This is a genomic window from Ruegeria sp. EL01 (assembly GCF_900313035.1).
Taxonomy (GTDB): Bacteria; Pseudomonadota; Alphaproteobacteria; order Rhodobacterales; family Rhodobacteraceae; genus Ruegeria.
Map to the genome: position 1 here is coordinate 312,965 of NZ_OMPS01000004.1, position 18,219 is coordinate 331,183.

Below are 18,219 nucleotides of genomic sequence, written 5' to 3' on the forward strand. Positions count from 1 at the left end.
GACGAAAGAGCGATATGACCCGCCTGAACAGCACTGTTGGCACCAACACCTATGAACGTGTCAAACGTGACGTGATTTTTGGGGACCTTGCACCTGGCGCGAAGCTGAAGCTCGATAGCTTGCGCAAAACCTACGGGGCCAGCGTCTCGACCTTGCGTGAAATTCTGAACCGGTTGGCAAGCGAAGGCTTTGTTGTCGCTGCCGAACAGCGCGGTTTCTTTGTCAAACCCGTTTCGCAAGACGATCTTGTCGAAGTTGCGAACCTGAGGATCCTGCTGGAGTGCTCGGCCCTCGAAACATCGATCAGAGCAGGTGACACCGAATGGGAGGGTCGTCTTGTGGCGGCGCACCACAAGTTGCAACTGGTCGAGCAGAAGATGCTGTCGGGTGATCACTCGCAAAAAGAGTTGTGGAAAAGGTATGACTGGGAATTCCATCAAGCCCTGATCAGTGCCTGCAATTCGCAGAACCTGTTGGCACTGCATGGCACAATTTTCGAAAAGTACCTGCGCTACCAAATGCTGGTTTTGACGTTTCGTGGTGAAAACGCCGCCGCCGAACACCGCGATATGCTTGATGCCGCACTTGAACGGGACACCACTGCAGCCATCGATGTGCTGGAAACACATATCCGCAAAGGCCTTGAGCACACGCTGTCAGCGATGAATCAAAGTCCGCTCTGGCAAAGCTAGATTTCAGCTGCGAACTTCCAGACGGGTCCACCGTTTTTTATGTCCGGTCAGGTTTACTACGTGCCGCACGCGAAACCCGATCAGATCAAGCAGCCGTTCGGTACTGATCGGCTAGGGGCCTCGCGAACCGGGGGCGGGGTCGGGAACGCAGGCGGGGACTGCCTTGTACTGGTCGCTTTGGCCCCGGTCGTCAAAGGTCACCAAACGGCCTTCGATCACATTTGCGGGGCAAGACAAAGCGCAATCCATCCGCATTTGCCCTGTCTCGAACAAATCAATCGCCTCGGCAAACGGAAGTGCGCCAAACAGCTTCATTGAACCTTGATAACTGACTCAAGGATTCGTGCGGAGCAATTCGCTGGCTTTTTCTCCAATCATAATCGCAGGCGCATTTGTGTTTCCGCTGACGATCTCGGGCATTATCGAGCAATCGGCGACACGAAGGTTCCCAATTCCGTTCACCTTCAGGCTTGGATCAACGACCGACTTTTCGGAGGTGCCCATCGAACATGTTCCAGTTGGGTGATAGATCGAGACAGAGTTCGATCTCGCCCAATCCAACGTGCCCTCGTAGTCGTCGCATGACAGATCCGACGTTGGACGGAACTCCTCGGATATCTTGGAGGCCAGAGGATTGTGGCGGGCGATACCGCGCGCGATATTCACGCCTTCAACGATTGTTCTACAGTCCGTTTCGGTGGACAGATAGTTCGGGATGATTTTGACGTATGTGGACGGATCAGGGCCATCCAAGCGCAGCTCTCCCCGGCTTTCTGGTCTCAGCTGACAGACGGACATGGTGAAGGCAGAAAACGGATGTACGCCTTCGCCAGGGCTATCGGCGGACCAGGGCTGGACGTGGAACTGGATGTCCGGCGTCTGGGCGTCCAGGCGGGTTTTCAGGAACCCGGTGGCAAGGCTGGCCGCCATTGTCATGGGTCCGGCGCGGAATAAGGCGTACTTCAGCGCAATACGCGCCTGATTGAACAGGCTACGCACCTCATCATTCAGTGTAGGTTCGTTGCACTTGAAAACAAGGCGGGCTTGCAGGTGGTCCTGTAGTCCCTTGCCAACACCTGGCAGGGCGTGAATGGGTTCTACCCCATTGTCTTTGAGGTGATCCGGGTCACCGATCCCGGACAGCATCAGGATCTGGGGTGAGTTGATTGCACCGCCAGACAGAATGATCTCGCGGCGTACTTTGAGCGTTTTCATCTGACCTGATCGATCGCGATAGACCAGCCCGGTTGCGCGTTTTCCGTCCAACTCGATTCGGTTGACAAGCGCATGCGTGATGATGTTCAGATTCTGCCGGTTCCGGATGGGTTTGAGGTATGCGACGGCTGCGCTGCAGCGTCGACCATTGCGGGTGGTCAGCTGAAAATATCCCACACCTTCCTGATCGGCGCCGTTGTAGTCGGGGTTGAACGGATAGCCAGCCGCTTGTGCTGCGGCGACCCAGGCATCGCATATGGGTCGTTGTATGCGCATGTTTGAAACCGCAAGAGGTCCGCCGGTTCCGTGGAACTCGTCCTCGCCACGTTCCTGATCTTCGCTGCGCTTGAACAGGGGCAACACGTCATCCCAACCCCAGCCGACATTCCCCATTTGGCGCCAACGGTCATAGTCTTCTTTCTGGCCACGCACATAAAGAAGACCGTTCAGGGAAGATGATCCTCCCAACACTTTGCCACGTGGCCAGTCGATGGATCGCCCGTTCAGGCCTGGATCAGGCTCGGTGCGGTAACACCAGTCGACCGACGGGTTGTGCATCGTCTTGAAATAGCCGACGGGGATATGAATCCAAGGGTTTGTGTCTGGCCCGCCAGCCTCCAACAAGGCCACGGATGTCTTTGGATCAGCGCTCAGTCGATTGGCAATGACACAGCCCGAGGATCCGGCTCCGACAATCGCATAATCCACTTCCATATCCACGTCCTCCAAACTCCGTTGAAAAAAACTCTATGCAAGATGCCAGAATTATACTAGCATTTTTTGATACAAAATGTATCATTAATTGCGATCAGGGAGGTAAGCAATGGAGATCGGTCGAAAACTAAGTGGTATTTCGCGGCGAGATTTTTTCCGTGTGGCAGGCCGGTATGGCATGAGCTCCACGCTATTGGCTGCTGGTGGATTCGGTGGCGCCATGAGCCTCGCAAATCTGGCGCATGCTGCAGAATCCACCTATGAAAAACGGTTCTCGAAAGAGCCGAAGCATACTCTGAAATTCGGTGCATCCGGGTTCAATACAAGAAACCTATTGATCGAGCGGGCAGGGGCAATTGAGTTCGCTCGCGACTTGGAAGAGCGCACGGATGGTGAGATTCGCATCGAGTTCATTGGCGACAATCAGATCTGTGGTCAGCTAAGTTGTGTCGAGAAAACACAGCAGGGCATCGTCGACATCTATGCTGCGTCGACGCAGAACTCAGCAGGCGGCGCGCCCTATCTGAACGTGTTGGACTATGCTTACATGTTCCCCAGCCGTGCGGCGCAGTATCACTTCTTCTATAGTCCCGCGAGCCAGCGCATCCTGCGTGAACCGCTTGAAAAACGGCATGGGCTAAAGTTCCTGTTCACCCATTGTGAACTGCGTGGCCTGCAAATGGGGTCGACCTTTGCTGACAAGCCGACGGTTACGAAACTGGAAGAACTGTTTGGCACCAAAAACCGCGTGACGGGCACTCAGCTGGGCCGGATCGCGATGCAGTTGCTGAACCTGAACCCGGTTCCGGTGGCGTGGGAAGAAACCCTTGATGCGTTGAAAACGGGCCTTATCGATGGCGCTGAAACTTGGGCATCTGCCGTGGCCTACGCCAACATGGCGCCGGTGGTGTCGCAGTCTGTGAACCTCAAGTTCTTCTGCGGAACCGAGCATACCTCGATGTCGGCCAGCGTCTTTGACGGGCTGGGTGGTGAACTGCAGGATGCGGTTATGGAATCGTCCTACTTCACCCAGGCGCTTATTCAGGGGGCCAACGAAGCGGCCTTGCTGAATACGGTTGGCTTCTCGGAACCACAATTGCCGAACACGATCTTTGCTGAAAATGGTGTGCGCGCGGCGTTCCTGGCTGACGATCAGATCAAGTTGGCCGAAGAGATGTGCGCCCCGAACTACAACCCGGAACCCTGGGCTGAATGGCGCGAGCGTTTGAACAAATGGGCCGGAGGTATCGACACTTATCAGGAGATCTACGACATCGCGCGTGAGATCCCTGCTGATACACTGCCAGAGAACGTCGAACCACGTCGTTGGTGGAAGGGCGAGGCCTGATCTAAGCTTTTAGGGACCGGCCGCGCGCGGGCCGGTTCCACTAAACACCGACTGGGAGGACGGGGTTCATGTCATTTTGGGCAGATGTCGGCGCTATCTTCAGCGCCTTGCTGAGCCAGGATTCGTTCGAGATCCAAACCGCATTGCGATCAGACGCGGCTTGGGTTGTTGGCACAGTTGCCGCCGCGATTGGCGGTCTTCTCGTTATGATGCTTTACCGCAAGGTGCCGTTTATCGAGCGCCACTTTGAACGATCGGTCATGGTGTATTCCTACCTCGCCATCGCACTGATCATCTTCTGGGGTGTGATCGACCGGTTTGTTTTCAATGATCAGGAACCTTGGTCCACGACCATTCCGCCACTGCTGTTCATGGTCATGGCCTGGTTCGGGGCGTCCTACAATGTGCGTCTGCGCACGCATCTGAGTTTCAGTGAATTCCGCAGTGCCATGCCGCGTGCCGGCCAGCTGGCCTGTCTGATTCTGGACGCAGTCTTGTGGTTTATTTTCGCTGTCATCGTGATCGTGACGACCTCGCGACTGGTGGCGCTGTCTGCATCGAACTTCCAGATTGTGCTTGGGACCGACAACATCATGCAATGGTGGTTCCTGCTTGCTGCGCCGCTGTCTTTTTTCCTGATGGTTGGTCGAGTGTTTCAGAATCTGGCCGACGACTTGCGCAATTGGAAAACAGGCGAGCCGCTGATCAAGCAGGCCGTGATTGGGGCAGACTGATGACTGACGGAACAATTGTCACACTGATCTCTTTGGGGGTTACGTTTCTTTTCATGCTGGGCGTGCCGGTGCTGCTGGTCATCGGTTATTGGGTGATCGGTTGCTCTTTCGTGTTGGGCCTCACGCTCGACAATATGGGCGCCGAATTGTTGAACGTGTTCAACAAGGGCTTTGCCCTGCTGGCGATGCCTCTGTTTATTCTGACCGGAGACCTGATCAACAAGTCAGGTATTGCCCGACGGTTGAGCGACTTTGCCTACTCGTGTCTGGGTTGGATACGCGGCGGGCTGGCTATGGCGTCTCTGGGCGCTTGCGGGCTGTTTGCAGCGATTTCAGGGTCGAACTCTGCGACCACAGCCACCATCGGTTCGATGCTGCATCCCGAGATGGTCAAGGGTGGATATGACGAACGCTTTAGCGCCGCGACAGCGGCGGCTGGTGGCACCGTCGGCATTATTATCCCACCGTCGATTATCTTCATCGTCTACGGGTTTCTGATGAACCTACCGATATCCGAACTGTTCTTAGCTGGCATCCTGCCCGGTGCCTTGATGGTCATTGGCATGCAATTTGCTTGTTGGATCATCTGCCGCATGAACGGCTGGGGCTACCTGATCCCGTTGCAGCTGAACCGGATCCTTAAAACTGCGTTTGGCGCGTGGCTTGGGTTCTTTGCCATCGGCCTCGTCCTTTGGGGCATTTACACAGGTAAGTTTTCCCCCACCGAAGCGGCGGGTGTTACCGTTGGGTTTTGCGTCATCGCGGGATTGGTCAGCTATCCGATCAACCGTATCATGGGGGCTCGTGACGACGTCTCACCCACCGACAAAAGCTTTGCTGAAATGCTGGTCGTCGAAGGCTTTACCATCCCCGAGATTCCGTCGATCGTCATCCGCTCGGCCCAGATTACCGGCATTCTTGCACCACTGATCGCGATCTCAGTGGTTATGCAACAAATACTATCGCTGCTGGGCGCACAGCAAACCATCGGTGATTTTGTAACGTCAATGGGTGGATACTATGCGGTTCTGTTCACATCGATGGTCATCGTCTTTTTCTCGGGCATGGTGCTGGAAAGCCTGCCGGTGACGATCATCCTTGCGCCGATTCTCGCACCGATTGCCGCGTCGGTCGGCGTTGATCCGATCCATTTCTCGGTGATCTTTCTTGTTGGTGCGTCGATTGGATTCATTACGCCGCCATACGGCCTGAACCTCTATGTCGCATCCAGTGTGACGGGCGTGCCCTATTTCCGGCTGTTGCGGTACACCGTGCCGTATCTTGTGGCGTTGCTGTCTGTGTGGATATTGGTTTCTCTGGTACCCGATCTGGCCTTGATCCTGCTGCCAAACAACTAGAATGTAGCGGGATGACCCATGCGGACACACCAGAAAAAGACACTCAAATACCGACCAACCTGCGCTTGCTGCTGATCCTGGAAGAGGTCGCCAGGCGTGGGGTTGCGGTCAAACCATCAGATCTGATCGAGGCATTGGGTTTGGCAAAACCAACGATCCACCGATTGCTGCAGACGGCTGAGGCAGAAGGATTTCTGCAACGTGATCTGGATGGGCGATCCTATGGCCCCGGTCCTCGGTTACGGCAACTCTCCGTAAACACAGTGTCGTCTGAACACCTGCGAACCGCGCGGCTTGCGATTCTGCGCGGGGTTGCCGATGAAATCGGTGAGACTTGCAACCTTGCCATTCCGGACCGAGAGGGGATGATCTATCTGGACCGGGTTGAGACGAAATGGCCACTGCGCATTCAGTTACCTGTCGGAACGCAGGTCCCGTTTCATTGCACGGCCAGTGGTAAAATGTACCTGTCTACCCTCCGACAGAATACACTTGAAGGATACCTTTCCGCCCGCAAGTTGCACCCTAATACTGATCAGACATTGACAGACCCAGTGGTGTTACGAGAGGAGCTCAAGCGTATTACCCAGAGGGGTTATTCAACCGACGACGAAGAATTTATGCCGGGAATGGCAGCCGTCGCCGTTCCAGTTTTCGATGAGAATAACCGGCTCGTTGCCACGCTTTCTGTCCACGCGCCAACCCAGCGTCACAATTTGGGCAGTTTAGTTCAGTGCTTGAACTCACTTCAGGATGGGGCAGAGAAACTCTCGGGTTTGCTCGTTCCTTAAGTTTCAGCCTCATTGATTTACCGCCCGTGAAAACCGAAGCCGCAATGCGATTTTGGCGCAGCGTAGCTTCGGGCGCCCAAGCATGGTTTCGATCCAGATGTAACAGACCGAAACCGCAGTTGGGAACCAGAATAGATTGGTGAAATCTTCTCAACACACCCTGGCTTGCGCAAAAGAATTAGGCGCCTCTGCGGGTCTGCCAGCCAATGAGACTGAGAAAAGCAAATAGGACTGCGGCTACGCAGACGATCGACGGACCCGCCGGCGTGTCAAAGACATAGGCCGTGCGCAGGCCAGCGACCGCTGAAAAAGCCCCAATCGCGGCTGCAATGACCGCCATCGTCTCCGGTGATCGCGCAAGGCTTCGGGCGGCGGCGGCGGGAATGATCAACATGGCTGCAATTAGCAGAACACCCACCACCTTGATCGCAACGGCGACAGTGACGGCAAGGGAAAGGGTCAATACCAGTTGCTCGCGCTTGGGATCGAATCCGCTGGCATAGGCCAGCTCCTCGTTCAGGGTCGCGGTCAAAAGCCGCGACCAGCGCCATGCAATCAGTGCGACCACCAAAAGTGCGCCGCCCCAGATCACCGCCAGATCAGTGCGCGATACAGCCAGAATGTCGCCAAACAAATACGCCATCAGGTCGATACGAACGCCTGACAGGAATGAGACGGCAACCAGGCCAAACGCCAAGGCAGAATGCGCCATAACGCCCAGAAGCGTGTCCATCGCATAGCCACGGCCAGCCAGCAGCGTGACAGTCAGCGCCATTATCAACGCGACGGCGAGCGCGCCTGTGAAGATCGACATTTGAAAGGTCAGTGACAGAGCCACGCCAAGGATGGCAGCATGTGCCGTCGCATCGCCGAAATAGGCCATGCGGCGCCACACGACAAAACACCCTAACGGAGCCGCTGCGAAGGCAACGCCAACCCCAGCGAGCGTTGCTCGCGTCATGAAATCATCCAGCATTATTCAGCCGCTTCCTGAGCATCTGCACCATGGTCGTGATCATGATCATGGTCATGACGATAGAGAGCAAGCGCGCCGCCGGTCCCCGTTCCAAACAAGGCCCGGTATTCCGGGGCGGAGGCCACGACGGCGGGCGAACCCTCGCAACAGACATGCCCGTTCAGGCAGATCACCCTGTCAGATGCGCTCATGACCACATGCAGTTCGTGACTGATCATCAGAATTGCGCACCCTGTGTCACGGCGTACGGCTTCGATCTGGCGATAAAATGCCGCCGAGCCGGGCTGATCAAGTCCCTGCGTTGCTTCGTCGAGCAAAAGGATCTCGGGTTTGCTGATCAATGCCCTTGCCAGCAGAACGCGTTGAAATTGCCCACCTGACAGCTGTGACATCTGGCGTCTCAAAAGATCCGGCGCACCCGCAGTTTCAAGTGCATCCTCGCACGCCTGAGGTGACACGCCACTTGCGAGCCGCATGAAGCGTTCGACAGAAATCGGCAGCGTCGGGTCTATATGCAGCTTTTGCGGCACGTACCCAATCCGCAGACCCGCCCTTTGCCTGATGCGCCCCTCAGCTGGCTTGGTCGCCCCGATGATTGCACGCAGCAGGCTGGTCTTACCCGACCCGTTGGGTCCAACAATTGTTACGATCTCACCCGGTTCGATCGTTATGTTCACATGACGCAGAACGGTATTTGCACCATATCGCACACAGAGGTCTTCAACTGTGATCAGTTCCATTTCTACGCCTTTTCGGAACAGTCGGGGCACAGGCCTTCAGCTTCGACAACTGTTCGTTCTATTTCAAAACCCACAGAGCGCGCAGCCGCCCCAAGCGCACCTTTGGCCGGTGCCGAATGGGCTTCTGCCACGGCGTCGCAACTTCTGCAAATCATGAAGGCAGGCGAATGTGTGGCACCGGGATGCGAGCAGGCAACAAACGCATTCAGGCGCTCAATCTTATGTACGAATCCGTTTTCGACTAGGAAATCAAGGGCTCGGTAGGCCACGGGCGGTTGCGATCCAAACCCTTCGTCCCGCAGCCGATCCAAGATTGCATAGGCGCCCAGCGCCCGATGCTCCTGAAGTAAGAGGTCCAGGACTTTGCGCCTGACCGGTGTCAGGCGAAGCCCATCCTCTTTGCATCGCGCCTCGGCCGTCGCCAAGCCGGTTTCAACGCAGTTGTCATGATTGTGCTTCTGAAACCCAACGAGAGCCGGGTCTTCGGCAGGTGCGGCTTGAGTCTCTCTTGTCATGTTATTCCATATCATGTATTCGGCTCGTAACGTTATAAAATCACATAGAGGGTCTGATGTCCAGAAAGCTTCTTTCAGTTTCGATCACCACCGCGCTGTTGGGTAGCGCAGCCGTAGCAGACGTTCCGAATGTTGCGGTCGACATAGCACCGGTTCATTCATTGGTGGCCAGGGTGATGGAAGGGGTCGGCACGCCGGACTTGATTGTGCCGCCGGGTGCGTCCCCGCATGAATACAACCTTCGCCCGTCCGAAGCTGCGGCCCTGCAAAATGCAGATTTGGTGTTTTGGCTGGGCGAAGACCTGACACCCTGGATGGAAGGCGCGGTAGACACCCTTGCTGACGGGGCAACCGTCACGACCCTGCTGGAATCTGACGGCACTGTCCTTCTGGATTTCCGTGAGGGGGCTTTGTTCGAAGCGCATGACCATGGCGATGACGATGACCATGGCGACGAAGACCATGCCGGGCATGGCAGCCACGATCACGAAGGCGATCATGGCCACGACGAGCACACCGAAGATGACGGGCACGCTGACCACGATCACGATGAACATGCCAAGGACGAAGATCATGACCATGGCGACGAACATACCAAGGACGAAGAACGCGCTCATGACGACGGCGATGATGACCATACGGATGGCGATGACCACGATCACGAAAAACATGACGAGCATGAAGGCCACGACGATCACGGTCACGGCGCACATGACCCGCATGCATGGCTCTCGCCTGAAAACGCTGGTGTTTGGCTGAACGTGATTGCAGCGCAACTCTCGTCAGCCGATCCGGAAAATGCGGGCACCTATTTTGCCAATGCTGCAACGGCGCGCAAGGAAATGGATGCGCTTTCGATGGAAGTGTCAGCGACGCTCGAACCTGTTCGCGGCGGCACCTTCGTCGTGTTTCACGACGCTTATCAATATTTCGAGAACGCCTTTGATTTCCCAGCTTCCGGTGCGATCTCTCTTAGCGACGCATCAGACCCCAGCCCTGCTCGCATTGCAGAAATTCAAGGCCGTATTCGCGATGAGGGTATCGATTGCGTTCTGGCCGAACCGCAGTTCAACCAGGGTATCATCGAAACTGTGTTGGATGGCACAGAAGCCAATACCGGTGTGATTGATCCGCTTGGATCTGATCTGGAACCGGGTCCGGCCCTTTACCCCCAACTTATCCAGAGCATGGCAAAGACGCTGGCTGAGTGTTTGTGACTCATCGGGTCAGGGGTAAACATAGCTGCGATGGATGAACTCTGCGCAGGTGACGGCCGTTTGCGAAGCAAAGCGAGATGGAGAGCCTGATAGCAATTCCTTCGAGCGGGAAAGCAAATGACCGGAGTTGATCTATCGGCACACGCTTGAGCCAACGACATGGGTTTACCCCGGTACTGCTGCAATGCTCACGCTGAAGCCCCAAGCGATTGCGCTACCATTGTGGTAACGCAACGAATTCCGCGAGGACGATCATTGAAAGCTGTCCAAATCCGCTGGCTGCGATCCCGCTGTGCCCTGGGCCTGTTGCCAATGACCGGACAGGATTTTGACTGTCTGCCGCGTGGGACTTTGGTGTCGCAATCGGAAAAGCTATTAATAGCGGGTTTCAGGGGGTTTATCGTGGGATTAATGCGACTTTCTGTTTAGCGTGATGCCTATTCATGGAGGTAAGTGATTGGAAAGACGTCTCGCTGCGATACTTTCCGCCGATGTCGTTGGCTACAGCCGCCTCATTCGCAATAACGAAGCGGGTACTCTTGCGACGGTCAAAACCCACCGCGAGCGGCTTTTTGAACCCATCGTCGCCGCACGGAATGGTCGCATCGTAAAGGTGATGGGGGACGGTTTGCTCATCGAGTTTGCAAGTGCTGTCGAGGCCGTGCGCTGTGCGGTGGACATGCAGCACTATGTCGGGATCGGCAATGCGGACGTGCGGCAAGACGAGCGGGTGCGATATCGGATTGGTCTTAACGTCGGCGATATCGTCGTGGATCAGGGTGATATTCACGGTGATGGCGTCAATGTGGCAGCGCGTATTGAAAGTCTGGCTGACCCCGATGGTATATACATGTCGGCCAATGTATTCGAACAGGTGAAGACCAAGCTGGATCTCACAATCCAGGACCTTGGGACGCATGAGGTCAAAAACATCTCTGAGCCTGTTCACGTGTTCAGCCTCGCCTTGGATGATAAAGCTGCAACCATCGTGTCCCCGATCACACCCGTTGCAAAAAAATCCGGGAAAAGCGTGCCGGTCATCGCCGCCAGCGTCGCGGCTGCTCTGGTCGTGGGTACTGCTGCGTGGTGGCAACCGTGGTCTTCGGCGCTATCTCCTGACGCAGAGGAGCAGGCCGCGCCCGTGTCAGGTAAACCCTCCATTGCGGTCATGGCGTTTGATAACCTCAATAATGACCCAAGCCAGAACTACCTCAGCGACGGGCTGAGCGAGAACATCCTGACGGCGCTGTCCCGGTTCTCCGACTTTTTCGTAGTCGCGCGAAATTCGACCTTTTCGTACAAAGACAATCCGGCAGATATACAGCAAGTGGCGCAGGAACTGGGCGTGCGCTACATCGTTGAAGGGGGTGTTCAGATCGCGGGGGATCGCCTGCGAGTGACGTCTCAACTGATTGATGCGACAACCGGCCAGAATATCTGGGCCGACAGCTATGACCGGGACCGGCAGGACATTTTTTCCGTTCAGGATGAGATCACGCGGACCGTGGCATCGCTTTTGTCGACAAACATTGATCTGGCGGAATATAGCCGCCTGAAGCATCGGCCAACGGAAAGCCTCGGCGCTTACGAGCTGCGCAAACGCGCGCAAGAGGAATGGTTTACCTTTACCAAGGACGGCAATATCCGGGCTGAAGAGCTGAGCGCAAAGGCCATTGCGCTCGACCCTAGTTATGCCGGTGCATATGTGGAAAACGCCTGGGCGCATATAAACGGGTATCGCTGGGGATGGACGAATACCCTGACGCGCGACGCATCGCTGGTACGCGCATTTGAGATGGCGCGAAAAGCTATTGAGTTGGACCCTTTCAATTTCAAAGGCCATTGGGTTTTGGCCAATGCCACCACGCAAAGTGGTAATCTTGAGCGGGCAGCAGCACTGTATGACAAAGCGATTTCCCTCAACCCAAATTCAGCATCCGTCCTGGCAGATTCCATCGACCCATTGGTCTATGGCGGCAACGCGCCCGAGGCCGTTGAGCGTATGAAATTGGCGATCCGGCTGAACCCGCACCATCAGGACTGGTATCTTTGGAATCTGGGTTGGGCCCAGTATTTTGCTGAGGATTATGAAGCGGCCAAAGCGTCCATCGAGCAGATGAACGAAATCCCTGACGGGTTGAAACGCACTTATGCGCCGGTTCTGCACCGTCTTGGGCTCGTCAGTGAGGCGCAAATGGTTATCGATGAATTTCTGATCGCTAATCCCGATTTTACCATCCAAGAGGCAAAGAGTGCGCCGTTCGAGAGCGAAGCGTATCTCACCCGATGGTTGGATGATCTGCAACGATTGGGCGTGCCTGATGCCGGTGAATGAATGGTTTTCGTGGATTTCATACACGTGACACCACAACAAACAGGACTCTCTCAGCTGCTATGACGATCCCCTGCTTCTGAGAGCGCTTGTACAGCTGCTGACCTGTGCAGCACGGATGGCTAACGCCATTTTTCTGCGAAACCTCATCCGCATGGTCTGCCGGCTCGGAGATCGGTGTTGTGTATTCAGATCCGGCATTGTTGATGAGGACGTCCAGCATTATTCAATGCTAAGTATCCGTGACATAGTAGTGTGTGCTGGACGGTATGTGACGGTCGAGACCAGCGCGTTGGGGTTATCCAGAAATGGCGAGAGCAACATTCGGTTCATCGTTGAGCAATGCGCGCGCCATCTTCGGTGCGCTCATGATCGAGATGTGTGAGCGATGTCGGAAAATTTGGCGCTAAACGACTGGACAACCTTGTAGATTGGACGTCTCAAGTTGGTGAGGATTCTATCGTCCTTAGCCACGAGGAACTGCCGCAGGTCTACGTCCCTAAATCGTGTGTTATTCATGGGGCTGTTATTCAGTTTTCCCTAACTATGTGCGCTCGCTGAGGGTTCCATCTGATAGCGAGCTTTCCCTGATCGGATTTCAGGCTGTTGAGATTATTGTTCGGCCTCTTGACCGCGTTAGTGGACTAAATTATCCAATTTAGACAAGCACGTCAATTTTAGTTTATCGTTATGAAAAGGCCCCCCTCATGTCACACGCCGATTTCACACCTTTTCAAGTCGAGCAATTTCTCTCCGAGCTTGAACACGGCGTTGTTTTCAACTTTTCGGAAAGCGGCGTGCATCCAATGTCGCTCCAGGGCCTGGTGGATCTGGCTGGGATCGACACGGCCGTGCTGATGCAAACCATGCTGGATTATCCTCAGGTCAATGGCAAACAATCGCTACGTGATACGATTGCCGGTTTTTATCCCGGCGCTACAGCTGATGCGGTGATGATTACGGTCGGTGCAACCGAGGCCAACACCCTGGTCACAAACACGTTGCTGCGGCCCGGTGACAATGTGGTCTGTTTCCGCCCAACCTACGCACAAATCTCGGGCAACGCGCAAAACCGCGGCAACGAAGTGCGCTGGGTCAATCTGATCGAATCCAATGGCTGGGCCCTGGACCAGGACGCTTTGAACAACGCCGTTGATGACAAGACACGCATTATCCATGTGGTCAATCCCAACAACCCAACCGGTCAGGTGATCTCGGATCAGGACCGTGCGGCCATTATTGCTGCCGCCGCGCGCGCTGGGGCATGGATCGTTACAGACGAGGTCTATGCAGGAACCGAACGCGAAGGTGACGCCGAGACGCCTTCTTTCTGGGGCAGCTATGACAAAGTACTGATCGTAAACTCAATGTCCAAAGCCTATGGTTTGCCGGGCCTGAGGCTGGGGTGGCTGGTGGGGCCCGAAGACATCATCACCCAAAGCTGGCGGCGGCATGAATACGCCTCGATCGCGACCTCTATGCTGTCGATGGAGCTGGCGGATATAGCATTGGCCGAACCAACCCGGTCAAAGCTCAAGGCCCGCGCACGGCAACTGATCCGGACGGGATTTGATGTGCTGACAGAAGAGCTCGACCGTCATCCCGGTGTTTACGATGTAGTCCCGCCACAAGCATCGGCAATGTCATTCGTCCGCTTTGACCTGCCGGTTTCATCCGAAGACCTGGCGGCGCGGTTGCTACAGGAAAAAGACATCCTGGTGATCCCCGGCTCTCGCTTCGGGGTCGAGGGTCATCTTCGCTTTAGCTCGGCACTGCCCGAAGATCACCTGCGCAAAGGTCTGGCGCTGCTGAACGAAGTAACCGCCGACATATTGGCGCGGAGCTGAACCGTGTCTGATCTACTGGCCACTGCAAAGGCGCTGGCGCAAGCTGTTCCGCTGCTATTCGGCAATCGGGTCGAAGTTGTGTTGCACGATCTGGAAACCGAAACCATCGGCTGCATCGAAAATCCGTTTTCCCAGCGTAAACCGGGCGATCCATCCAACATGCAAGAGACCGACTTTCGCCCTGGTGACACGGTCATCGGACCCTATGAGAAGGTGAACTGGGACGGCAGCATTTTGCGGTCGATCAGTGTTGTGCTGCGTGACGATGCGGGCAAGGCCAGATATGTACTCTGTATCAATCATGATCAGGCCGATTTGCAGCAGCTGAATCAACTTGTCCGCAACCTGCAACCCACACAGATTGCCGGCGTCCAGCCGGACTCGTTGTTTCGAAATGACTGGCACGAGCGTTTGAATGTCTTCGTCAGCGATTGGTGCGCGCATCGGGATTTGCGCATCGACGCGCTGGACCGAAGTACCAGACGCGCTTTGGTCGGTTCATTGCAGGACTCAAATGCACTGGCCGGGCGCCATGCGGCAGCCTATGTCGCGCGCTTGCTGGGCGTCAGTCGCGCGACGATCTACAATGACCTCCGAGCGATCGCAGAATGATCGACGAGCTGAGCGATGTTCTGGGCGTATTGGAACGTCTGGTAGGGTTCCCCACGGTCTCAGACCGACCAAATACCGATCTGGTGCGCTTTGTCGCTGAATATCTGGACCGTCTTGGGGTTCGATACCGCACCATTCCCGACAGCAGTGGTGCAAAGCTAGGGCTGATCGCACAGATCGGGCCAGAGGTTGAGGGTGGGGTAATCCTGTCCGGTCACACCGATGTTGTTCCGGTTACAGGCCAAAGGTGGGCATCCGACCCCTGGCAGCTCACCCATCGAGATGCACGATATTACGGGCGTGGAACCTGCGATATGAAAGGGTTTGTGGCCCTGGTTCTTGCGGCAATGCCGCAAATGGTGACTGCTCGATTGGTGCGTCCGATTCAAATCGCTCTTTCCTTTGATGAAGAAGTCGGGTGCATCGGAACCCAACCGATCCTAGATGCATTGCGTGCGCATCTGCCGCGCGCCGAAGTCGTAATTGTTGGCGAACCCAGCATGATGGGGTTGGTGACTGCACATAAGGGTGGGCTGGGGCTGACAACGCGGATCACTGGCAAAGCTGCGCACCCCTCCCGCCCGGATATCGGCGTATCGGCCATCGAGGCCGCAGCGCAACTGATCCAATGGCACCAGACCGAGACGGCGCGGGCCAAAGATCGCGGCGGCGACCGGCATTTCACGCCCGCTTATTCAACCGCGCAGGTTGGCACTATTCAGGGGGGTATCGCTCTGAACACGATCCCCGCCGAATGTGTTTTCCAAAGCGATATCCGCTTTGTTCCGCCCGAAACCGCGTCGGATTGGATCACGCGATACGACTGCAAGGTTCGCGAGACAGAAGCCGGAATGCGTGCGCGTCACCCCGACGCCAGTATTGTAGTGGACGTGCCAGAAAACATCCCCGCCTTTTGTCAGGAACCCGACGGGGCGGCGGAACGGCTGGTCCGACAGATCACGGGCGACAACAGCAGTCAAATGGTCTCGTATCAGACCGAGGCTGGGCATTTCCAGCGCGCTGGTTACTCGGCTGTGGTCTGTGGACCCGGCAGTATCGAACAGGCCCATGGGCCCGATGAATTCATCTCCGCCGCGCAATTGCGGCATGGTCAGGCGTTTATCACGGACCTGATCCAGACCCTTTGTTGAAGGAACCCAGCATGTCAGATACCCCCATCATCCTTGATGCAGAACAGATTGCCGAACTTATTCCACACATTGATCTGGCCGCCGAGCTGCGCGGCATGTTCGCAGAGCTTGGGCGCAAGCAGGCGGTGCAGCCAGCGCAGACACTGACCCCGTTCCCGGATGATCGCGGTGACTATATCACTTATTTGGCGGCGCAGGGTCAGGCGGGTGTGTTTGGCGCCAAACTTTCACCTTATCTGGTGACGGGCGACAAGCCGATCATCACCGCCTGGACGATGTTGATGTCGATGGAAACCGGCCGGCCGCTTCTGCTGTGCGACTCGGGCCAGCTGACGACCGAAAGAACGGCGGGCACAACTGCACTGGCGGTGGATTTTCTTGCGCGACGGGACTCGCGCAGTCTGGCCATCATCGGCAGCGGTGCCGTTGCCCAAGCCCATTTCCGCCATGTTCAGAGCTTGCGTGATTGGGATGAGGTGTGCGTCTACTCGCCGGGTATTGGCGACAATGCCGATCGCCAGGCGGCGTGGCGGTCACTATCTGAACAAGTGCGATTCTCTGACAGCGCCGAAAGTACCGTCTCTGGGGCCGATGTGGTGATGCTGTGTACCTCTTCCGGGACTCCGGTGGTCAATGTAGAAGCGTTTGGGCCGAATGCGCTGGTGACATCAATCAGCACAAACGTAGCCCGCGCGCATGAAGTTGACCCCGCCTGGCTCGCGCGTGCACAGGTTTATTGCGACTACCGCGCCACAACCCCGACATCAGCGGGAGAGATGGTGCTGGCAACGCAGGACCACGGATGGGCTCCGGAACAGATAAAGGGTGATCTTGCCGAACTCGCTATCAACGGCTGCTCGTTGCCCGACTCCGGTGCCCCGGTCTTTTTCAGATCAATCGGGTTGGGGTTAGAGGATATTGCTGCAGCCAATGCAGTGCTTCGGATATTCGATAAGTCTTGACGCGGCCCAATCGCCGCCTGCGTCGAACGGATTATGTGATCAATCTGCTTCGCCGATCGGCGGGGCAGTTTCCTATCTGGAAGATACTCAAGCATAACAGGACTGACGTCGACTATTTTGATTGGCTGCATTGTGTCGAAAGGCGAGAAGGCTTCGCCCCTCTACAAAGGTTTTTGCCGCTGTTGATGACCGGCCAATCTATGCCGGTCTTGACGTTCACAAGAAGATTTGTTCGGTCGCGCTGTTTGAGCGGGAAGACGGGTCGTCCTCGGCCGATTTTCTGGCTGGCCGCTCGCAGCCTAACTGTTCAACGGGCCGGAAGATGTCACCTCAAATCCTGACCTCGTACTTGCCGTCAATCGACCTGCAAACAGTACCGCTCTTTACACTTTGTAGTCAGGGAAGTTAACTTTCCATGTCGTCTATTCTCTTGGTTTTCAAATCAGAGAGTTTTCGTAAATGCAGCTGGGGGGAAGAGTGGTCCGGTATCTAATCAAGATCGTTTGGTCGGACAAAAATGATCACGGTGATGCCCTGGTGTTGGCTATGACCTTCCTTCATTCTTCTTACATGAAGGGTCTGAACCTTCGGTGCTTGTGCTGTCTTAGCGTAATTTTCTTCACGTGCAGGGGGCCGACACTTGCAATGCCGGGTGCCTGTAAGATGCCGCTGATAGGGGTTCTCTTAGGTCTGCCGAAGGGGCTGAGTGCTGATGGTTGATCGCGCCCCCGTTATCGAGATCAAGGACCTTCACAAAAGCTTTGGCAATCTCGAAGTGTTAAGAGGGGTCGACATTACGGCCCATCGGGGTGACGTGGTGTCGCTGATCGGCTCGTCGGGCTCGGGCAAATCGACCCTGCTGCGCTGCTGTAATCTGCTGGAAGACAGCCAGCAAGGCGAGATCATGTTCAAGGGCGAACCGGTGCATTGGACTGGCAGCCACCACCATCGCCGCCCGGCCGATCCCAAACAGGTACTGCGCATCCGCACCAACCTGTCGATGGTGTTTCAACAG

At 55.9% G+C, this 18,219-nt stretch carries 18 protein-coding genes; 12 read left to right on the top strand and 6 right to left on the bottom strand.

What is annotated here, in order from left to right; all coding sequences use genetic code 11:
* Window positions 1-14 precede the first annotated feature (14 nt).
* Window positions 15-692 carry a GntR family transcriptional regulator gene (locus D9K61_RS04595; protein WP_120632061.1) on the top strand — a complete coding sequence of 226 codons (678 nt, stop codon included), beginning with the start codon at window positions 15-17 and terminating at the stop codon, window positions 690-692.
* A 111-nt stretch (window positions 693-803) separates the two neighbouring features.
* Here the strand turns inward: D9K61_RS04595 and D9K61_RS04600 are convergent, their stop codons facing one another.
* Window positions 804-1,007 carry a hypothetical protein gene (locus D9K61_RS04600; protein WP_120632062.1) on the bottom strand — a complete coding sequence of 68 codons (204 nt, stop codon included), beginning with the start codon at window positions 1,005-1,007 and terminating at the stop codon, window positions 804-806.
* 18 nt (window positions 1,008-1,025) lie between these two features.
* Window positions 1,026-2,621, bottom strand: a complete 1,596-nt coding sequence (locus tag D9K61_RS04605; protein WP_120632063.1) for a GMC family oxidoreductase — start codon at window positions 2,619-2,621, stop codon at window positions 1,026-1,028.
* Between the two features lie 109 nt (window positions 2,622-2,730).
* Between D9K61_RS04605 and D9K61_RS04610 the strand changes: the two genes are divergently transcribed.
* The 4 genes from D9K61_RS04610 to D9K61_RS04625 all read left to right on the top strand — a co-directional run bounded on the left by D9K61_RS04610 (window position 2,731) and on the right by D9K61_RS04625 (window position 6,852).
* On the top strand, window positions 2,731-3,969 hold the full coding sequence (locus tag D9K61_RS04610) for a TRAP transporter substrate-binding protein (RefSeq protein WP_120632064.1): 1,239 nt from the start codon (window positions 2,731-2,733) through the stop codon (window positions 3,967-3,969).
* Between the two features lie 68 nt (window positions 3,970-4,037).
* Window positions 4,038-4,703: a TRAP transporter small permease gene (locus D9K61_RS04615; RefSeq protein WP_120632065.1), complete on the top strand. Its 666-nt coding sequence runs from the start codon at window positions 4,038-4,040 to the stop codon at window positions 4,701-4,703.
* Entirely contained in the window at window positions 4,703-6,061 is a 1,359-nt protein-coding gene (locus D9K61_RS04620; protein ID WP_120632066.1) for a TRAP transporter large permease, read from the top strand. The genes D9K61_RS04615 and D9K61_RS04620 overlap by 1 nt, the downstream gene beginning before the upstream one ends.
* A gap of 11 nt (window positions 6,062-6,072) precedes the next feature.
* Entirely contained in the window at window positions 6,073-6,852 is a 780-nt protein-coding gene (locus D9K61_RS04625; protein ID WP_120632067.1) for an IclR family transcriptional regulator, read from the top strand.
* A gap of 178 nt (window positions 6,853-7,030) precedes the next feature.
* Here D9K61_RS04625 and D9K61_RS04630 read toward each other — a convergent pair whose 3' ends face one another.
* The 3 genes from D9K61_RS04630 to D9K61_RS04640 are packed head-to-tail and all read right to left on the bottom strand — an operon-like array spanning window position 7,031 to window position 9,083.
* Window positions 7,031-7,828, bottom strand: a complete 798-nt coding sequence (locus D9K61_RS04630) for a metal ABC transporter permease (RefSeq protein ID WP_120632068.1) — start codon at window positions 7,826-7,828, stop codon at window positions 7,031-7,033.
* On the bottom strand, window positions 7,828-8,568 hold the full coding sequence (locus D9K61_RS04635; RefSeq protein ID WP_120632069.1) for a metal ABC transporter ATP-binding protein: 741 nt from the start codon (window positions 8,566-8,568) through the stop codon (window positions 7,828-7,830). Before D9K61_RS04635 ends, D9K61_RS04630 begins: the two co-directional genes overlap by 1 nt.
* A 2-nt stretch (window positions 8,569-8,570) precedes the next feature.
* On the bottom strand, window positions 8,571-9,083 hold the full coding sequence (locus tag D9K61_RS04640) for a Fur family transcriptional regulator (protein WP_120632070.1): 513 nt from the start codon (window positions 9,081-9,083) through the stop codon (window positions 8,571-8,573).
* 56 nt (window positions 9,084-9,139) lie between these two features.
* Between D9K61_RS04640 and D9K61_RS04645 the strand changes: the two genes are divergently transcribed.
* A complete protein-coding gene (locus D9K61_RS04645; protein WP_120632071.1) occupies window positions 9,140-10,300 on the top strand; it encodes a zinc ABC transporter substrate-binding protein in 1,161 nt (386 codons plus the stop codon).
* A gap of 457 nt (window positions 10,301-10,757) precedes the next feature.
* Window positions 10,758-12,635, top strand: a complete 1,878-nt coding sequence (locus D9K61_RS04650) for an adenylate/guanylate cyclase domain-containing protein (RefSeq protein ID WP_120632072.1) — start codon at window positions 10,758-10,760, stop codon at window positions 12,633-12,635.
* A 16-nt stretch (window positions 12,636-12,651) separates the two neighbouring features.
* Here the strand turns inward: D9K61_RS04650 and D9K61_RS04655 are convergent, their stop codons facing one another.
* Window positions 12,652-12,855, bottom strand: coding sequence for a hypothetical protein (locus D9K61_RS04655; RefSeq protein ID WP_120632073.1), 204 nt, complete (start codon window positions 12,853-12,855; stop codon window positions 12,652-12,654).
* A gap of 484 nt (window positions 12,856-13,339) precedes the next feature.
* Between D9K61_RS04655 and D9K61_RS04660 the strand changes: the two genes are divergently transcribed.
* The 5 genes from D9K61_RS04660 to D9K61_RS04685 form a co-directional block, all read left to right on the top strand.
* Window positions 13,340-14,479 (top strand): aminotransferase class I/II-fold pyridoxal phosphate-dependent enzyme, encoded by a 1,140-nt coding sequence (locus tag D9K61_RS04660; RefSeq protein ID WP_120632074.1) that lies wholly within the window; start codon window positions 13,340-13,342, stop codon window positions 14,477-14,479.
* A 3-nt stretch (window positions 14,480-14,482) separates the two neighbouring features.
* Window positions 14,483-15,091 carry a transcriptional regulator gene (locus tag D9K61_RS04665; protein WP_120632075.1) on the top strand — a complete coding sequence of 203 codons (609 nt, stop codon included), beginning with the start codon at window positions 14,483-14,485 and terminating at the stop codon, window positions 15,089-15,091.
* On the top strand, window positions 15,088-16,242 hold the full coding sequence (gene argE, locus D9K61_RS04670) for an acetylornithine deacetylase (RefSeq protein WP_120632076.1): 1,155 nt from the start codon (window positions 15,088-15,090) through the stop codon (window positions 16,240-16,242). Before D9K61_RS04665 ends, argE begins: the two co-directional genes overlap by 4 nt.
* Before the next feature lie 11 nt (window positions 16,243-16,253).
* Window positions 16,254-17,204: an ornithine cyclodeaminase family protein gene (locus D9K61_RS04675; protein WP_120632077.1), complete on the top strand. Its 951-nt coding sequence runs from the start codon at window positions 16,254-16,256 to the stop codon at window positions 17,202-17,204.
* A gap of 712 nt (window positions 17,205-17,916) precedes the next feature.
* A partial coding sequence (locus tag D9K61_RS04685) for an ATP-binding cassette domain-containing protein (RefSeq protein WP_120632079.1) occupies window positions 17,917-18,219 on the top strand: 303 nt, incomplete at its 3' end.

Coding starts and splice junctions, on each gene's coding strand:
- D9K61_RS04600 (WP_120632062.1), bottom strand. CDS start 1,007: ATGAAGCTGTTTGGCGCACTTCCGTTTGCCGAGGCGATTGATTTGTTC.
- D9K61_RS04595 (WP_120632061.1), top strand. CDS start 15: ATGACCCGCCTGAACAGCACTGTTGGCACCAACACCTATGAACGTGTC.
- D9K61_RS04645 (WP_120632071.1), top strand. CDS start 9,140: ATGTCCAGAAAGCTTCTTTCAGTTTCGATCACCACCGCGCTGTTGGGT.
- D9K61_RS04605 (WP_120632063.1), bottom strand. CDS start 2,621: ATGGAAGTGGATTATGCGATTGTCGGAGCCGGATCCTCGGGCTGTGTC.
- D9K61_RS04660 (WP_120632074.1), top strand. CDS start 13,340: ATGTCACACGCCGATTTCACACCTTTTCAAGTCGAGCAATTTCTCTCC.
- argE (WP_120632076.1), top strand. CDS start 15,088: ATGATCGACGAGCTGAGCGATGTTCTGGGCGTATTGGAACGTCTGGTA.
- D9K61_RS04635 (WP_120632069.1), bottom strand. CDS start 8,568: ATGGAACTGATCACAGTTGAAGACCTCTGTGTGCGATATGGTGCAAAT.
- D9K61_RS04610 (WP_120632064.1), top strand. CDS start 2,731: ATGGAGATCGGTCGAAAACTAAGTGGTATTTCGCGGCGAGATTTTTTC.
- D9K61_RS04640 (WP_120632070.1), bottom strand. CDS start 9,083: ATGACAAGAGAGACTCAAGCCGCACCTGCCGAAGACCCGGCTCTCGTT.
- D9K61_RS04615 (WP_120632065.1), top strand. CDS start 4,038: ATGTCATTTTGGGCAGATGTCGGCGCTATCTTCAGCGCCTTGCTGAGC.
- D9K61_RS04625 (WP_120632067.1), top strand. CDS start 6,073: ATGACCCATGCGGACACACCAGAAAAAGACACTCAAATACCGACCAAC.
- D9K61_RS04630 (WP_120632068.1), bottom strand. CDS start 7,828: ATGCTGGATGATTTCATGACGCGAGCAACGCTCGCTGGGGTTGGCGTT.
- D9K61_RS04620 (WP_120632066.1), top strand. CDS start 4,703: ATGACTGACGGAACAATTGTCACACTGATCTCTTTGGGGGTTACGTTT.
- D9K61_RS04675 (WP_120632077.1), top strand. CDS start 16,254: ATGTCAGATACCCCCATCATCCTTGATGCAGAACAGATTGCCGAACTT.
- D9K61_RS04655 (WP_120632073.1), bottom strand. CDS start 12,855: ATGCTGGACGTCCTCATCAACAATGCCGGATCTGAATACACAACACCG.